The organism is Cupriavidus necator (assembly GCF_040578825.1).
GTDB lineage: Bacteria > Pseudomonadota > Gammaproteobacteria > Burkholderiales > Burkholderiaceae > Cupriavidus > Cupriavidus necator_E.
Window position 1 is genome coordinate 21858 of sequence record NZ_JBEFLI010000070.1, and the last position, 16609, is coordinate 38466.

Here is a 16609-nt window from a genome sequence, read left to right on the forward strand (position 1 = left end):
GGATCGTAAGCAAATGAAAGAAGGCCAGTACGCAGGGTGGCTAACTCGCTACAAGGTAGACCGTCCGCTGCATAGGTACGAAGAAGAGGAACACTTGGATCCAGAGGAGACCATCACGGAGCTGCCGCCAAATGATCATGGAGTGCTGAGATTGAATTCAACCTTTGTCGAATATATGGATCGCTTCTTTTTAGAGCGCGGCTGGGCGGCAATGGGAGGAGCTCCATTAATTTTCATGGTTCTCTTCTTTGCTGGCTACACAGCATCTACCATGTATGCTCCGCGGAAGGACGGTTCACTTCCAGACGCATCGTTTATTGCGACGGATTGGGTTTTCATTGTTGTATGCACTATTTTTGCTTTATGTCTCATCAAGTTCATCTGGATGAAGGACTTTTTTCGATACACGCATTATCCAATTCGCTTTAACCGCAAAAACCGAATGATTTACGTGTTTCGACACAACGGTCCCGGAGGTGTGCTGACTGTGCCATGGGAGAAGGCGTATTTTTTCATCGGCCGCGCAAGTCCCCTCGCAGGCGGGCAGACTCATTTCACCTTCGATCTGCGCTGTCACGTTCTCGATGACCAGAGGAGGGTTCGCCACACATTTGCTGTCGGTATGGACGGCAGCAACAGTCGAGGAGCGGTACTGGAGCATTGGGAAATGGTTCGCCGATACATGAAAGAGGGACCGCAGTCGCTCCCATTCCCACCATTGGCTTTGACAGTCAGCACTGAGCCCACTTTTCGCAACGCGGTAATTACGCAGGTGAGCGGCCAGTTCTCAGGCATTTGGCGAATCCTGATGCTGTTCATCACGCTGCCGTGGGCACTGTTTCGCTATCTGGCGATGAAGACCTGTAGGCGCCCGGTTTGGCCCGCGGAAGTAGAGAAAGCCTGTGCCATCGAACCGAATGATCCCTTTGCCTTGTACGAACCACGCTATGCTGGCGACGCCAAGACTAGTGGCCCGGCAGGCGACGAACAATTATTGGCATATCGCGAGCGAGCGCTGAAGATGGCCCTCGACTACGACGCCGAGCGACGGGAGCGGCTGGGGCCTGATGGTACGGCAGCTTGACAAGTTGGCCTACCACACATTGATTTGTGCAGTCCACGTGCTTGACGAACAGAGAATGGTGTGCGGCACCTCGGGAAGCCTGTCAAGCAGAGTTTTATGTCATAGGCTGCATCAGCCTTCCTCTGCATGGACGTTGTCGATCCATTCCAGTCCCAGGAACCCGCGATGGGTCGAAAAACATATCCGCTTTGCATCAGGGAACCGGCCTTCGACCCGGATGGTTGCGTTGGGACCTGGCCAACCCTGAACCTCTGTCAGAACGTCGCAAAGCTGGTGCGCGGTCCCTGAGCGTTGGTAGCTTCTCGCGCATCCTAGATGCTCTTCCTTGACCACCGTGGTGCAGACCCGCATTGGCGGGCTCTGATCAAAGCCCGCGTTCACCGCCTGTACGGTGTTCAGCGTCAGGCTGCCAAGCCAGAGAAGGAGCGGTATGCCGCGGTCCATGAGCCTCTGCATAAGCTGGTTGCTTGACGTGTACGGTATGCGGTCTATTGTCATCCCAACCACCGCTCCGGCGGAATTCTCTACGAAATGCTTGCCGTTGCGCAGTTCGTCGTAGCTGCCCCAACCACGCTCACGTGGCGTAGCGCCCATTAGACCGAAGCACTGCTCATTTCCGACACGCTGCAATGACTCATTGCGAAGCGCGGCGTACTCCAGCACACGTTACGCCGTGCGCATGCCGTTGGGCGTATGGGTCCTTGAGGGAATTCGTAAGTTCCTGCTCGACAACAAGGGCGCCGTTGTGGCGTGCGAGGATGCCATTGGTATTGCACAGGAATTGAGCCTCCCACACCTGAGCGCAGCCATTCCCTATATGGATTGGTTGAAGGAGACGCACAGTAACAAGGTCAGCAACGAATGGAAAGATAGCGCAAGCCGCAGTATCCAGACGATCAAGGTGGCCCTGGAGAAACAGGTAATCTCGACCTACGACGGTCAGACTGAAAACCTTCGTGACGTGCATGAACGGATGGGCGAACACTATCCCGGTTCTGACAGTCCGATGCCTGTACGACTGCCGCGACCGGACGGTACGTACGAGTTGATCTCTGTACAGGAGCTAAATCGGCGCAGGCGAGAGGCGATCCAAAAAGACATAGACACGCGCGTCGCGGGACGGGGCGAAGTCGAAAAGAAGGCAAACGAGGACGCTCTTGGGAAGATTGCCGCGAATTGCGACATGGCTGCCGTGCAGGCATTCGATGCACTTCACGAGAAGCAGATCGAGAAGCGCGACAAGTTGCTGGACCGTCTTGCCGACGATCTGATCGTCTGGCTAAAGGCCGACAGCTTTATCGACAATGCATTGGCCCGATACAGTAAGACGGCTCCGATCGAATCGGGTGACGGCATGCGGTGTGCCGGCCAGTTGTGCGCCATCCTGCTTCAGCTTGACAACAGCAGCCGGGGGCGGGACTGGTATTCTGCCTTGGACACCTTTTCACCCGGTAAGAAGAACCTAGTTTGGCGCATGCTGAGCCTGAACAACGCTCAGGTAAGCCAGGAATTGGTCGCTGCGTTGAAGCAGCTGGCCGATCCCTTGCCCGCGCCAGGCGACTGTTGAAATTTCCAAATTGAAAGGTCAAGAATGGACCAATTGGCTATCTAGACAACCGTTCAGGGTTAATTTTGATAAACGGCCTTTTGTGACAGGATGGATAAATTGGGCGACGCGTTGGCAGAGCTTCAGTGACTTGAGGGAAATATATGTTCGACATTGAGGCGACCCTGTATGTTCATAAAAAGAAGTATGGGCAGAAGGAGGCGATCGAGTTTATTGCGGATATAAATCGTCACACGAAGATTTATAGTCCAAATGATTCTCTCAAAAAAGACAGGGTTCCACCAGGCCTCGATTGGATGCGGACGCTGTTCGATTACAATGAGAATTTTATCGAATTGTCAAATATAGGTGAGGAAAATCGGTCGACAATATTTTCTCTCGTGGCGTTTTTTTTCTTCCTCTTGGGGATCGCCACATTTTTTCTTTTTTTAATGCTGCCTGATTCGGTGATCTTCTCAAGCGATTGGTGGCTAGATCTTGCCTTTGGGATTGGGCTTGCTTGTATCCCGCTAACCTACATAGTTTTGATTTGGCCACATCAAATCGCTCCGAATTTCTTCACCAGCCTTCGCGCCCGGTATCGCTTCAACCGCACCACGCGTAAAGTATATGTCCTCCGACCAGATCGATACGGCGGCAATGTCATTCTAGATTGGGATCGTGTGCAGGCGCACCCAGCTTGGTGTGCCCCTCGTGAAATGGAGCCTCATGAGATCGATAACAAGTATGCCCGGCAGCGTCGCCAGGAGAATGCCGGTGGTGAACTTCGCATTCGCGGGTTGGTTCTGTATTGGCCACCGCTGGATCCTAACGATCCCGAACGTAGAGGTGAGGATGTGCTGTGGGTGGGTCCCAAGTTGTCAGGAGAAAGCCTCTGGCAGTACATCCGCACCTTCATGGAGGAGGGCATCGAGAAGGTTCCGGTTCCCAATGAATATGAATGGCTGCGCAAAGGCTTTCATTCGCCTTCGCAGCACGTCGAGGAGACCGAATTGGGTCCATCTCGAGCATTGGACGACCTTGGTGGGCGAGGCAAGGACTCAATACAGACACAGACTCTCTTTGTAGGGTCGGTCATCTGGGCGCCACTGCATTGCCTGGCTGAGCGGCTGTGCAAATGGCCCACGTTTCCGACGGAGTGGAATAGCGATTGCGGGATGAAGCGAAGGGAGGATGGAATCGGACCAGAGGAGCCGTTGCGATGGAAGCCTGTTACCAATACCGATAGTCCCCAGCAAAGCGAGCCAGTTACTAGCTGACCAAGCTTCTCCCCGCACAGATGGTGCGAATCTCAATTGAAGCGGTCTAGCTGGTGGAGATTTGTTTCATTCGTGGTGGGAAGGCGAGTCAGTGGCTGTTTGATTGGCACAAAAAGTATCGAGACCTTAAGCCTAACAGGTTGCTGAAATACCTAGCCCCGAAAGTCAGCGCGGCAGCGTACCAAAGCGTTGATAACCAGACACCACTCCATCCGAGATTCATGCGCGGCGCCGACACCTTCACCGAAAGCCTATTCACCATGCGGCGACTGGAAGATTTCGTGCTATTGTCCGCAGGGCCTGTAATGGGACCAAGGAAGCTAAAAATGGGCATCAGATCGCGTAAAAATCGATGAAATGGCGCCCGGCTTCCGGATTATGAAAAATACGAGGCATGTGCGTCGCGCAGAGGGAAGCTTTGCCCCGTCTGCAGCGAGTACTTCAGCGGCCTGCTAGGGGAGTGCATTGGTGGTTGGTGCAACTTTTCCTCGTAGTCGTGCGGAAGCCAAGCCGGTGCAATATCCAAATGGTCAATAGAGTGTGAGGGGATTCACTGTGAATGAAAGTAAATCGGTCTTTCGCTGATGAATTTGACATGATCGGTAAGTGAGGTGACGCTTCGGCCGGCTTCAGTGACGTTTTTCGCCCGCGCGCTATGGTGGTAACGTGATCCTTGACTGGGATCGTGTGCAGGCTCATCCAAATTGGTGCGCGCCCCGTGAGATGGAGCCTGACGCTGCAGCAACTGGCCAATGCAAAGGCCGAATTGCAGGAGGGCTGACCAGATACGGAGTCACAAGGAGTTTCATGTTCGGTCGCGAATACGAATTGCGCCCACGCACAAAATGATGCCTATCTGGAACTCGCCAACCCCGGATTTGGTGTGCAAAGCATGGTGGCATCATGGGCACTGCTGGTATTAGTGGCCTGTTTGTTCATGCTTTGGATGTGGTATGGCCTGGCCGTTCATCCGCTGATGTTCGGCAGGATATTTTTCTTAGGATGGTCGGAAGCCTATGAGCCGGAGATGTTGCCGTTGCTGATCGGAGGCTGGACGCTCATCCTGTTCTTTGCGGTCGGTTGCATTTTTTTTGTCGTCATGATGTTTGTAGGTCTCGGGGCACGTACGGCCTTCTTTGGCCCGCTGCGGGGACGGATTCGCTTCAACCGAAAAACACAAAAGGTCGCAGCGTAATTCCAGACCCCTCGCATCTACCTCTTTGACCATGGTTTTACAACATATCCAACGGTACACTTAGTCCCTGTTCCAAGGCTGATTGATCATCATGGCTACTCTCCAGCTCGACCGTCTGCTCGCTCCGATTCCGGGCCCTCAACCCTGCGGCGAAGACATGCTTTTCTCGGCTGAATTCGACCGCATCCAGGAGGCACGGCGTTTCGACGACCCTTCGCTGGACCAGGGCGAATGGGTCACGGACATCAAGGAGGCGGACTGGCGCGAGGTGATCGGCATTGCCACGACGCTGCTGCAAGACCGCACCAAGGATCTTCGCCTCGCCGTCTGGCTGACCGAGGCCCTGTCGAAGGAACAGGGTTTTGCGGGCCTGCGCGACGGCTACCACCTGACCGCCGAACTCTGCAGCCAGTACTGGGACCACCTTCATCCCGTCATGGACGCCGACGACGTGGACTATCGCACCGGCAGCGTGGCCTGGCTCGCCAGCCGGTCGAGCCAGTTGATCCGCGAGATTCCGCTGGTCGACGCGTCGGCGGGCGGGTACTCGTACGTGGACTGGGATGTGGCGACGCATCTGGCGGAGGCGATCCGCCGCGATCCGGAGCAGGCCGACGAGCTGGCTCGGGGCAAGATCACGCAGGAGCAGTTCGAAGCGGCGCGGAAGAAAACACCAGCTGTCTTTTATGCGACGCTGCATGCCGACGTGGTGGCTTGCGAAGCCGCGCTGAAGCATCTCGGCGATGTGCTCGACGCTCGTGCGGGTGAGCATGCGCCAAGTTTCCGGCAGGCGCGTGAAGCGCTGGAGGCGGTGCGCGTGCTGGTGGAGCGATTTATCGGCAAGCCCGTGGACAAGCCGGCCGGCGGTGAGGCAACGCAGGCATCGTCCCCAACGGGGGAGGGACAAGCAAACGCGCCAGCGACTGGCGGAGATGGCGTGCAGCACGGCCCCATCCGTACCCGCGCACAGGCAATTGCGCAATTGCGTGAGGTGGCCGAGTTCTTCCGACGCACCGAACCGCACAGCCCGGTTGCTTATCTTGCCGCCAGGGCCGCCAAGTGGGGCGACATGCCGCTGCATGCCTGGCTGCGCACGGTGGTCAAAGACGATGCGACCCTGGCGCAGATCGAAGAGTTGCTCGGCGTAGGCGAGAATCAGACGCCGGACAGCGCAAACTGAAAGCGGCTGTGCCGGCGCCCGCAGCGCCGCCGGCATAGTCTCAATGGACAGTTGCCTACTGTCCCGCCCGAAACTCAATTCGCCGATTCTTGGCCCGACCTTCCTCCTTGTCATTCGCCGCCACCGGCTGATCGGGCCCAACACCCACCGCAGTCAGCGTGCCAGGCTCACTTCCCTTGCCGATCAGGTAGTTCTTCACCGTCTCAGCCCGCGCCTGGCTCAACGTCAGGTTCAGCGCGCGGCTGCCGGAGTTATCGGTATGCCCGACGATCTCGATCTTGCGGCCGTTCAGCCGCGGCAGCACCGCCGCCATTTCGTCGAGGATCGTGCGGCCCTTTGGCGTCAACGTGGCGCTGCCGGTTTCGAACTCGATAATCCGGTTGGCCAGCGTCTGGTCGAGCAGGTTCTGCTCGGATGCCGGCACCCGCAGGCCGTTCTTGACGGTGTAGCTCTGGCCCAGGCCGGTAGCCATGTCGCTGGCGATCTGCTGGCGTTGGGCTTCGTTGCGCACGTCGCCGTGCACGGACACCTGGGTGCCCTCGATGCTGAGCTGGCCGCGCGTCACCTGCCGAATCTGTGGCGACAGGATCTTCTGCACATTAGCCGACCAGTTGGGCGGCGACACTACGTTGCCGACCTCGATCTGGTCGACCACGTTGGCGCTGCCGTATAACTCGCGCAGCCGCGCCAGCACGCTGGCCTTGGTGGCTTCGTCAGGCACCGCGCCACCTGCGACGACGCGGCCTGATGCGCCTGCGGCGGACGAGCCTGCAGTGGCGGCAGGCGCTGCAGCCCCCGATGCGCTGATGACAGGATCGCCCGGTGCGGCATGGCAAGGCACCATGGCCACCGCGGCCAACAGCGCAGCGGCCAATGCCGCAGCGCGTGGTCGGAGGGGAGCGAGGCTTGTTATCCCACTTGCCCGATTAGATGCTGCATCGAAACCCATGCTCATTCCCCGACAAAGACTTCACGGAACGTGTCGAGCGCCAGTCGCAGCGACAACTGCGGCTGGTCCATGTAGCTGACGAACTTGGCCATGCCGTAGTCTCCGTTGACGTGCTGCTCGACCCATTCCGGGTCATCGATATTGATGTTCTGCTCGGCGTAGGCCAGCGGCGAGATCACGCCATGCAGCGTGCGCGACGAGGCGCCGTTGAAGCCGATCACCAGCCGTTCCTTGCCGCCGATCTGCCCAAGGAATATCGACAGCTCGAAATCCGCGCGATGCAGGAAGCGCGACACCAGTTCCAGCCAGAAGCTGGCCACCAGGCTGCGATAGAGAGGATCGGCCGGCAGCGGCAGCGTCAGGCCTTTTTCGAGATGCGACGAGCCGGACGACATCAGCGGCTGCAGCAGGATGCCGAGCGCCAGCAGCGTGCGGCGCAGCCGCACCTGCTGGCCATGTCCGGCGAGCATGTGCTCCAGGCCGGCCACGGTCTGGTAGTCGATAAAGTCGGCAAAACTGGCATCGTGCGACTGCGCCCCGGCGCCGGTCTCCACGCCGAACTGGCCTTGTGCCAGTTGCTGCAGCCCTTCGGTGGCGTCCGACGCCTGCGCCAGCGCATGCATCTGCTGGCTGGCTCGCGTCCATAGCCGTGCCAGCGCCAGCGGGCTGCGGGCGATGAACGTCAGCGGACGGTCCACTTCCATTGCCGCAGCCGTCAGGAACGGGAAACGGCGCGACGACAGGTCGCTGCTGGCCATCAGCGCGCCGGCGATTGCCAGCTTGCTTTGCGAGCCCAGGAAGGCGAAGTGCATCGGCTTCCAGGCGTCATAGCTGGATTTCCAGGCCGGATCCTCGGCCAGCAGCTCCATGCCCTGCGCGAGCCAACGATCCAGCGTATCGAGCAGTTGGGTGTTGTTGGCACTTTTGACGAAATCGCCGCGGGACGGCAGTTTGCCGAAATAGGAGAGCTGCAGATGGGTCGGCTGGCTCATTGCGCCGTACCTCCTTGATTGACTTGGGCCGCGGCCTGCGCGCTACCCTGCGCGCTGGCCTGGGTGTTCGGGGCGGTGGCGCCGGCCGGCGCCGAGGCGGGCGTGGCCGGTGCTGCGGTGGCATTCAGCGGCGCGTTGGCGTCAGCAATCGACGTCGGCAGGCGCAGGCCGCGCAGGCCCTGGCTCTGCGGCGAGTCCGATGCGCTGGCATTGCCGCTGGTCTGCGGGCTGCTGATGATGCGCAGTGCCACACCAACGGTGATGTTGTCGCGTGTCCAGCTCAGGTCGAAGGCGCCATCCGGGCGGCGCTTGCGCGAGGCCGTGGCGATCAGCCGCTCCAGGCCGAAGCGGCCCGGCTCGTAGAGCAGCTCGATGGTGCGGCCATCGAACGTGGTCGCAGTGACCCTGGCGCCGGGCGAGCCTTGCGGATTGGGCCAGACAAAGTTGGCCCACTGCGCCGGCGTATTGCGGTAGCGCAACTGCTGGCCATCGATCTCGATGGTGTACTCGGTCGTACCGCTGGCCGGCGTCGGCAGGATCTGGAACACCGTCTGCGGGCCAGCAGCAGCGGCGCCGCCGGTGCCACCGCCCGCGGCGCCGCCGGTCAGCGGCGCCACCCAGCGCGTGAAGTTGGTCGTGAACTCGGGCGCCAGCGACAGGCCCAGGTCGCCCCAGGTACGGGCCGCCAGCATGTCGCCGCGGCGCACCGACAGCGGGCCGATGGTGGTGGTGGTGAACTTGGCGATGGCGCCTTCCGGCCCGAAGAGCTGGCCGATTTCCGCTGCGCTGGCTTCGATCTTGGCGTCGGACGCGAACGGATACTTGGTTGCCAGCGTCTGGCTGAACGGCTGGTACACCTGCGCGTTCCAGACCTTGTTGATCTCGGCGCTGGCCGGGCGGATCACGACCGCGTACGACTGCAGCAGCGGGCGCACCAGCAGCGGCCGTAGCGCCTGGCGCTGGGTGTCGGTCAGGCCGGTCATCATCTGCTCGTCCACATACTTCAGCGCATCGGCCAGTTCAGAGCCGTTGCCCTCCAGCGTCTGCTGCATGAGCTGGCGCGCGCCCGGGCCGGGATCGCCCTGGTTCTTGAGCTGGTTGAAGCGGGTGCGCACCTTGGACAGCGACTCCATGTAGCCGCGCAGCAGCGAGTTGTTGTCATGCATGACGACGAGGCGCGCCAGGCCGGAGAACTCCTTGCCGACCGGGCCCATCGGGATAGTGCCGGCCGCGGCATTGGCGCCGCTGACATCGACATTGACGTTGACCTGCGAGGGCGTGCCGCGCGCGATCAGGCGCTTGAACCAGTCCAGCATGCCGGACTTGGCCTGCTTGAGACCCGCATTGAGCAGCGAGGGGTTGTCCCACGAGGTCTGCTCGTAGGCGGTGTCCAGCACCTTGCGGATCGGCGAGTTGGCGGGATCGCCCAGCAGGTTCATGCTGGCCACGGCCTGCTCGAAGCTGCCGAAGTCCTGGATGGTCACGCCCTGCATAAAGCGCTGCCATTCGCGCGCGTACTCGGTCTTGTACATCGTGACCAGCGTCTTCTGGATCTGCTCGGGGCTGCCTTCGAGCGTCAGGTCGTCGCGCGCGGCCACGTTGAGCACCCAGTCCTTGGTCTGCAGTTCCTTGCTGGCGGCTTCGCGGATGGCGGGCTGCACATAGCCGAGCCAGGCCTCGCGCGTGAAGGTGCCGGGCACGGCGTAGCTGCCTGCCACTACCGAAGCGCCGGTGTCGCCGACGATGCGGGCCACGGTCATCGGTGCAAAGCGGGTGGAGGCGCGCGCCTTGATCTCGGCGTAGGCGCGCTCGCGCGCCGGCATGCCGCGCACCACGCGGCGCAGGTTCTCGCGGGTCTGGTCGACCAGCGACAGGTTACCCTCCAGCAGCGGCCAGTTGTCGTCGTTGACGCGCGCCAGGAAGAACGACAGGTTGCGCTCGGCCGAGCGGATCAGCTGCTCGCGCGGCATGTTGCCGCGGTTGTCTTCGAGCCAGCCGCGCCAGAAACGGGTCACCTGGTCGGTCAGGTGCGCCACCTCGACGTGGCGCTTGTCGGCGAGCATCAGGTAGGTCTTCAGCGCGTTGTATGCGTCTTCCACATTGGTCGGCGAAGCGTCGGTGTAGCGCTTGCCGGCGGCGGCGGTGGCAGCCTTGGCGCTGGATGCATTGGCTGCGGTAGCTGCGGCGGCCGAAGCCGGCGCGGGTGCGGAAGTGGCCACCACGGCTCCTGTTTCAGGCGGCCGCACCATCGGCGCGAGCTGATCCGGATGCGCGTTGACCTCAGCCAGGAAGGTTTCGAGCGCGCCACCAACCGGCTTGAGCATTACCTGCCGCAGGCCGTTGTAGTACTCGTCCAGCAGCTTGTGCTGCAGCGTATCGCCCTGGTACAGGCCAAGCGACAACGCCAGCGGATGGTCGGCGCGGAAGCGTTCGAGTTGCTCGATGCGGTCTTGCAGGATGTCCAGCGCTTCCAGGCGCGCTTGCAGATCCACGCGGTTCTGCTGCAGTTTGACGATCTTGTCGAGGTCCGCCTGCACGTTGGCGGTCAGCTGCCGATTGCCCAGGAACGACCAGGTCCAGCCGCCCAGCAACAGGCCCAGCACCAGCACCAGCCCGAAGAACGTGGCAAAGCGCAGCCGCGTCTTGGCCGGGCTGGCAAACTGCTTTACGGTACGGCGGTCGGCAAAGATCACCTTGGAGAACAGGTCGCGCAGGAAGAAGCCGTTCTTGGAGAACACTTCGCGGTTGCCGGCCACGCCTTCGAGCTTAAGCCCGAAACGACGCGCGATGCGCTCTGCCGACACGCTGGTGGTGCTGGCTTCCTGCACGGCGCTGGTGAAGTAGAAGCCGCGGAAAACAGGCTTGTACTGGAACGGGTTCTCATCAAACAGCGTTACCAGGAACGCGCGCAGCGTAGGCTTGACCGAGGCGAACTCCAACGGAAAGCTCAGCAGCCCCGGCGACAGCTTGCCGTTGCGGTGCTGCGCGATCTGCGCCACGCTGATCTCCTTCAGGCCATCGCACAGCTCGTCGAAGCGCTGGTCGAACACGGCGGCCACGTCGCGCCGCTCTTCGGGAGCGAAGGGCAGGGTGGCGCCCCAGACGCGGTCGCGCTCCTGCTTCTCGTTGTCGCCGAAGAACTCGGTAAAGCCGGTGATCAGGTCGGCCTTGGTGAACATCACGTAGACCGGCGCGAACACTTCCAGCCGCTCGGTCAGCTCCTGCACGCGCTGGCGCAGGTTTTTAGCCAGGTTGATGGCGAACTCCGGGCGGTTCTGCGTCAATTCCGGAATGCTCACGGTGACCACGATGCCGTTGATCGGCGCCTTGGGGCGATAGCGCTTGAGCAGGTCCAGGAAGCCCAGCCATTCGCGCCGGTCTTCCTCGTGCACGGCGTAGCGGCCTGCCGTATCGAGCAGGATGCCTTCGGTGGTGAAAAACCAGTCGCAATTACGCGTGCCGCCAATGCCGTGGATCACGGCGCTGTTCTTGTCGGCGAACGGAAACTGCAGGCCCGAGTTCAGCACCGCCGTGCTCTTGCCCGCCGCGGGGTTGCCGATCACGATGTACCACGGCAGCTCGTAGAGCGCCTCGCTGCCTGAGTGCTGCCCGAGCTTGGAAGTCTTGATGGTCTTCACCGCGCTTGCCAGGCGCGTGCGCAGCGCTTCCACTTCGTCGCGTTTGTCTGGCGGCGCGGCCTTGGCGGCCATGTCGGCCTGTTGCTCGAGGATGCCTTCGAGCTTGCCGCTGGCGCGGCGCGCGCGCCAGTGCTTCCACAGGAAGGTGGCGAGCCACGCCAGCAGCAGCACGCCCAGGACAATGGCCACCCAGGCCAGCCCGATTTCGAAGGTCTGCGCCAGCAGCAACAGGAAGACGGTCAGCACGACCACGCCGAACACGGACAGCGTGCGTGAGTGGGTCAGGAAGTTAAGGATGCGGTGCATGTTGCCTTTGGCTCGGGAGCAATTCGGTGTTTCGGGGCGGCGCGGTTGCGGCGGAATCAGTGCGGGTCAGGTCTGGGCAGGCAGGATCGCGACCGCGCCGCGCTGGTGCGCATCGGTCGCGCTCAGGGCGAGCACGGGCCGGCCGCCGTCGAGCGCCAGGTGATGCGCGACCACCACGGGCAGCAGGGCACTGGCGACGCCGGCGTAGCCGCATGGCACGCCCAGCGCCAGCAGGTCTGCGGCAGGGTCCAGCTTGGGAAAGCGGGTGCTGACGATCTGCGCGACTTCCACGGTGCGTACGGGGTGCAGGCCGGTATCGGCGACGACGGTGGCGACGGGCGAGGGCGCTTGGTCCGGTTCCGCGGGCGGCGCTGCGGCTGCGTCGCTGGCCGGCGATGCATCGGCTTTGCCGGCAATGGCCTCGAGCGCCTGGCTGACTGCCTGGCCGAGCGCTTCGAGCCGGGGCTGGCCGCGGTCCGCGGTTGGAGCGTCGAGCCGGGCCATGGCTGCGCGCGTGATCAGGATGGGGGCTGGATCGGCGCCGGGTGCGCCCGCATCCGCAGCATCGGCTTCCGCGTTGCCTGCGGTGGGCGCGGAAGGCGCCTGCTGCATCCCCAACAGCACGCCGGCAGCGGCTTCGCCAGGGGTACGGCCGTGCGGACAGCGGGCGTTGAACAACTGGTCTTCCTGTTCCAGCGTTTCCACGGCGGTGGCGCCGATCAGGGAATCGGCTGCTACCAGCAGGCGCAGCGTGGGTTGCCCATCGACAGGACGGTTCAATGCCTGCGTGGCGCGGTCGAGCAGCAGCAGCGCGTCGCCATCGCCCCTGGCCGCTGTGGCCTCGAGCGTCAGCCGCGCGGGCGGCCACAGCAGCGACAGGCGCTCGCGCAGCCAGCCGGCCGCGGCGGCCTGGCGTGGCTCCGGCCAGCCGCGCGGCAGCAACATGGTGGCGATCAGCTGCACGTTGCCGTGCTTGGCGTCGGGATCAAGACCGGCAGGCTCGACGACGGCTGCCTGTATAGCAAGCTCTTCGGCGACTTCCGCGGCCAGCGTCAGCGCACGCAGCGCTTCATCGTCCCACGCAAGATCGGGTAAGCGCTCGGCAAACTCGGTACGAAGCGTCTCGATGTCGACGGACTCGATCTGCGCTGCAAATACGGGATTGGGCAGGCCGTCGAGTGCGACGATGCCGGGCTGCTTGCCAGCCAGCGCCGCTTCCGCCAGCGCGTCAGGCGCGTTGCCTGCGGGGGCTCGCACCGCGCTTGCGAGCAGCACCGCGCGCCAGTTGCGTGTGGGGTCGTGTTGATCGCCCTGCGCTGCACTGCCGTCGTTGCCGGTTGCGGGGCCAGCCGCGCCAGCGGTAGTGGCTGCCTGCCCGGCCCCGACAACATTGCTGCGAATGCCGTCGAGCGCGCGCTTGATGACAAGGTAGGCCGCGACCATGCCGGCGGGCAGCATCACCATATGCGTGACGATGTCGGTGGTTGTCGGCATGCGGTTGATGGACTGCCACCAGGCGATGGTGGCAACCCAGACCACGGCAAACACCGCGAACAGGATCAGCGTGGACTTGATCAGTCTTGGAAACATGGTTTCGTGTCGAGTGGAGGCGGCAGGGTGTTTGAAACGACCGCTTGCCGTCCTGCCTTTATTCGCTGCCGGTCACACCCTGGCTGGACAGCAGCGTGGCGCCGCATGCGGTCTTGTCGCCGTGCCGGGCCGCCGCGCGGCCGTCGATGATGACGTTGGGATCGCCCGTGACGATCACAGTGGTGCCGCCGTGGCCCGAGCGCGGGCAGGTGACACGATCGCCCACGCAGGCGATGCCCTTGCCGTTGGTGCTGGTGTTGCCCGACGCGCTGATCACCACGCCGCCATGGTCGGTCTTGTCGCCCAGCAGAATGAAAGGACGTGCCACTACGCTCTCCCGTAATACGCCGGCAAGCTGCTGCCGGCCCTGTTTGCTTGTTTTCCTGTGCCCGCCAGGCGGGACGATGCAGCCGCTATTGCGCCGGCCGCTTACCCAGCACGCCCGGGCGCCGCAGCTCGACGTGCCCGAGATCCATCATCTTCCAGCGCCCGCCCCAGACCAGCCCCGCGGACTCGGCCGCGCGGCCGTACAACTCATAGCCGCGCATGGCCCACGGGTCCTTCTCAGTGATCACCAGCTTGCCGTCGCGGTAGAAGGCACTGTCGGCGGCCAGGCCGAACTGGTGGTAGCTGTGGTAGGCACCAGCCTGCGTCACGTGGCTGCCCATCGCGGCCAGCTTTGCCTGCCGCTCCGGACTGCGGTATCCCTCCAGCAGCGCCATTTCATACCCGTGCTCGTCGCGCATGATCTTGTAGACCAGCAGCAGCCGTTGCCGGAAATCGGCATCGAGCATGTTCCAGTCGCGGCTGGCGTCGCGAATCGCCGGGCGGATCAGCTCCACCTCGCGTGTAGTGAAGACCTCCGGCGGCAACGGCGGCGGCGGCACCAGCCGTTCGCCATTGAGCAGGGCGGCGATCTGCGGGTCTGGCTCACGCACCCCGCCATCGTCCTCGAACTGGAAGACCTGCCTGTGGCGCAGTGCCAGCGCCACCATCGGTGGCGCGACCACCACGCCAGCAGCGGCCAGCACCAGCGCGCGCCGCCTGGCCAGGAAATCCTTCGCTGCCACCAGCGTCGCGCCCGCGCTGCCCACCGACTCACGGATCGAGCCCGCCGACTGCGTACCGGCCGCCGCCGCGGTGGCGCTGAACCGCCGCCATTGCGTACGCGCGGCCGCAAAGCAGCGCTGCCGTACTGCGGGAAGAAGCAGCACGGCAGCGGCGGCGACCATCACGACGAAATAGAGGACCAGTGCGACAAAGACCATGCTCACCTGCGTGCCCGGGGTTTGCTGCGCCCGGCCCAGCCTGTTCATCAAGCCCTTGCCAGGCGATGCCTCGCAGCGGGAGTCCAGGCGTACTCAGTATTTTTTACATCTGTTTTCGAATCGGTTTCAAACGCTGGCACAAGCAACGGTTTGTCTTTCGACGAGGCCAGCCGTAGAATCCGGAGTCTAAAGCGAAATCGATCTAATCTGCCATATTTGACACATCGGTCGGTAATTGTAAATCGTGCCTGAAGCGCCCACGACGCGCATTTTATTTCAAATTCCTGGTGACAGATGAGCAATAGCGACGATTTGAAGCCTTCCGGCCCGCCTACGCTGTTCGGCAGCGAGCCTGACGCCGGTGCAACCGGACAGACTCGCATCCTTGCCAGCCTGGAAGGCAGGGTGCCGATGGCCGCCAAGACACCACCGAAGAAGCGCGCGCGGCGCTATGTGGGCGGCGGCCTGGTCGCTGTTGCTGCCGCGGCGGTGGCGTGGGCATGGTTCGGGCTTGGGCCCGACGGGGATGCACCGCTGCAGGCCCACAGCCCGGCTACGCCGGCGCAGGCACCTGCGGCTGCCGCGCCCGGCGCTGTTGCGCAGGCTCCGGGTGCGACTGCACCCACTGCTGCCTCCGCGGTTTCGGCAGCATCGACGGATCCCACTAAAAACGCCGCTGAAAATTCTCAACTTCAGCCCGCAACAATTGTTGACATTGACGGCGGAGACGATGCGTTGGACAGTCTCGGCAAGATGGACGGAGCCGGGGCTGCTGCCTCAGCAGCCGGCACCACGCTGGCGGCGTTGACTGCCCTGGGCAGCAGCCAACCGGCAGCGGCCAGCCGCCAGGTAGCACCCGCAGCCAAGGCTAAGACCGAAGAAAGCGCCAAAAATAACAAAAAGACCACAGCGACCGCGAAAGCGCTGGCAACTGCAAAGACCGAGGCCGGCGTCGCCGGCAATTCGAAGGTCAAGAAGACGGCCAAATCTTCCAGCGCATCCAAGCCCGCCAAGGGGGCACGGCGCAAGGGCGCGTCCAGCGAGGATCCCGATGCCGAGGTGCTGGCCGCACTGCTGTCGCAGCCTGAAGGCAAGCCGATAGCGAGCGCGGCAAGCACGCGGCCAACCAGCAAGGCGCGCAACTGAGCCGGCACGCCACGGCGGCATCGGCTCAGCGTGGGAGTGACGTGGCGACCGGGCATGCGCCATGTCCCTGTGCTGGAACTCCGACAACCATGGCAGGCGCCGTTAGCGGTGTCCGCCCCGGGCATGCCGGCCCTGATGCAGGCGCGGCTGCGCAAAACGGACACCGAATGGATGTAACCACCCTATACCAACACCTCTTCAGCGCCGCCCATCGCCTCTATGCCCTGGAGGGCGAGGGCGCGCTCGGCGAACTTGCCGTCGAGGCCTGGATCGGCCGTGAAGGCATTTCGGCGCTGGCGGAATCGCGTATCGTCGCGGTCAGCGCCAACGCCAATATCGCCCTGGACAGCCTGCTCGGCCAGCGCGTAACGCTGCTGACCACGCTCGCAGGCGGCGGCCAGGCGCGCCGCACCGGCCTGATCCGCCAGGCCGAAA

The 16609-nt window shown here is 62.7% G+C and carries 14 protein-coding genes; 7 read left to right on the forward strand and 7 right to left on the reverse strand.

Translation table 11 applies throughout. The annotated features are described in order from the left end of the window. The first annotated feature begins 13 nt into the window (after positions 1-13). On the forward strand, positions 14-1084 hold the full coding sequence (locus AB1I47_RS26990) for a DUF6708 domain-containing protein (protein WP_354686764.1): 1071 nt from the start codon (positions 14-16) through the stop codon (positions 1082-1084). A gap of 111 nt (positions 1085-1195) precedes the next feature. Here the strand turns inward: AB1I47_RS26990 and AB1I47_RS26995 are convergent, their stop codons facing one another. Then, positions 1196-1747 (reverse strand): hypothetical protein, encoded by a 552-nt coding sequence (locus AB1I47_RS26995; RefSeq protein WP_354686765.1) that lies wholly within the window; start codon positions 1745-1747, stop codon positions 1196-1198. A 16-nt stretch (positions 1748-1763) separates the two neighbouring features. On the opposite strand from AB1I47_RS26995, the gene AB1I47_RS27000 reads away from it, so the two are divergent. The 4 genes from AB1I47_RS27000 to tssA all read left to right on the forward strand — a co-directional run bounded on the left by AB1I47_RS27000 (position 1764) and on the right by tssA (position 6285). Continuing rightward, the gene (locus AB1I47_RS27000) at positions 1764-2651 is read left to right on the forward strand and encodes a T6SS effector BTH_I2691 family protein (RefSeq protein ID WP_354686776.1); all 888 of its coding nucleotides are present in this window, start codon (positions 1764-1766) and stop codon (positions 2649-2651) included. A 143-nt stretch (positions 2652-2794) separates the two neighbouring features. Beyond that, positions 2795-3910 carry an MFS transporter gene (locus tag AB1I47_RS27005; protein WP_354686766.1) on the forward strand — a complete coding sequence of 372 codons (1116 nt, stop codon included), beginning with the start codon at positions 2795-2797 and terminating at the stop codon, positions 3908-3910. A gap of 883 nt (positions 3911-4793) precedes the next feature. Beyond that, positions 4794-5105 carry a hypothetical protein gene (locus AB1I47_RS27010; protein WP_354686767.1) on the forward strand — a complete coding sequence of 104 codons (312 nt, stop codon included), beginning with the start codon at positions 4794-4796 and terminating at the stop codon, positions 5103-5105. A 91-nt stretch (positions 5106-5196) separates the two neighbouring features. Continuing rightward, positions 5197-6285 carry a type VI secretion system protein TssA gene (gene tssA / locus AB1I47_RS27015; RefSeq protein ID WP_354686768.1) on the forward strand — a complete coding sequence of 363 codons (1089 nt, stop codon included), beginning with the start codon at positions 5197-5199 and terminating at the stop codon, positions 6283-6285. Between the two features lie 55 nt (positions 6286-6340). Here the strand turns inward: tssA and AB1I47_RS27020 are convergent, their stop codons facing one another. From AB1I47_RS27020 to AB1I47_RS27045, 6 genes are all read right to left on the reverse strand, one after another. Further along, on the reverse strand, positions 6341-7129 hold the full coding sequence (locus AB1I47_RS27020) for an OmpA family protein (RefSeq protein WP_354686777.1): 789 nt from the start codon (positions 7127-7129) through the stop codon (positions 6341-6343). 107 nt (positions 7130-7236) lie between these two features. Further along, positions 7237-8226, reverse strand: a complete 990-nt coding sequence (tagF, locus tag AB1I47_RS27025) for a type VI secretion system-associated protein TagF (RefSeq protein ID WP_354686769.1) — start codon at positions 8224-8226, stop codon at positions 7237-7239. Beyond that, complete coding sequence (gene tssM, locus AB1I47_RS27030; protein WP_354686770.1) at positions 8223-12170, reverse strand: type VI secretion system membrane subunit TssM; 3948 nt, start codon at positions 12168-12170, stop codon at positions 8223-8225. The genes tagF and tssM overlap by 4 nt, the downstream gene beginning before the upstream one ends. Before the next feature lie 66 nt (positions 12171-12236). Next, positions 12237-13760, reverse strand: coding sequence for a hypothetical protein (locus AB1I47_RS27035; RefSeq protein ID WP_354686771.1), 1524 nt, complete (start codon positions 13758-13760; stop codon positions 12237-12239). Positions 13761-13818: 58 nt separating this feature from the next. Further along, on the reverse strand, positions 13819-14088 hold the full coding sequence (locus AB1I47_RS27040; RefSeq protein ID WP_354686772.1) for a PAAR domain-containing protein: 270 nt from the start codon (positions 14086-14088) through the stop codon (positions 13819-13821). Between the two features lie 85 nt (positions 14089-14173). Then, positions 14174-15028: a M15 family metallopeptidase gene (locus AB1I47_RS27045; RefSeq protein WP_354686778.1), complete on the reverse strand. Its 855-nt coding sequence runs from the start codon at positions 15026-15028 to the stop codon at positions 14174-14176. A gap of 294 nt (positions 15029-15322) precedes the next feature. Between AB1I47_RS27045 and AB1I47_RS27050 the strand changes: the two genes are divergently transcribed. Both AB1I47_RS27050 and AB1I47_RS27055 read left to right on the forward strand, forming a co-directional pair. After that, positions 15323-16174, forward strand: a complete 852-nt coding sequence (locus AB1I47_RS27050) for a hypothetical protein (protein WP_354686773.1) — start codon at positions 15323-15325, stop codon at positions 16172-16174. Between the two features lie 167 nt (positions 16175-16341). Further along, a partial coding sequence (locus AB1I47_RS27055; protein WP_354686774.1) for a hypothetical protein occupies positions 16342-16609 on the forward strand: 268 nt, incomplete at its 3' end.

Coding starts and splice junctions, on each gene's coding strand:
- AB1I47_RS27045 (WP_354686778.1), bottom strand. CDS start 15,028: ATGGTCTTTGTCGCACTGGTCCTCTATTTCGTCGTGATGGTCGCCGCC.
- AB1I47_RS27050 (WP_354686773.1), top strand. CDS start 15,323: ATGAGCAATAGCGACGATTTGAAGCCTTCCGGCCCGCCTACGCTGTTC.
- tssA (WP_354686768.1), top strand. CDS start 5,197: ATGGCTACTCTCCAGCTCGACCGTCTGCTCGCTCCGATTCCGGGCCCT.
- AB1I47_RS27035 (WP_354686771.1), bottom strand. CDS start 13,760: ATGTTTCCAAGACTGATCAAGTCCACGCTGATCCTGTTCGCGGTGTTT.
- AB1I47_RS27000 (WP_354686776.1), top strand. CDS start 1,764: ATGCCGTTGGGCGTATGGGTCCTTGAGGGAATTCGTAAGTTCCTGCTC.
- tagF (WP_354686769.1), bottom strand. CDS start 8,226: ATGAGCCAGCCGACCCATCTGCAGCTCTCCTATTTCGGCAAACTGCCG.
- AB1I47_RS27005 (WP_354686766.1), top strand. CDS start 2,795: ATGTTCGACATTGAGGCGACCCTGTATGTTCATAAAAAGAAGTATGGG.
- tssM (WP_354686770.1), bottom strand. CDS start 12,170: ATGCACCGCATCCTTAACTTCCTGACCCACTCACGCACGCTGTCCGTG.
- AB1I47_RS27020 (WP_354686777.1), bottom strand. CDS start 7,129: ATGGTGCCTTGCCATGCCGCACCGGGCGATCCTGTCATCAGCGCATCG.
- AB1I47_RS26990 (WP_354686764.1), top strand. CDS start 14: ATGAAAGAAGGCCAGTACGCAGGGTGGCTAACTCGCTACAAGGTAGAC.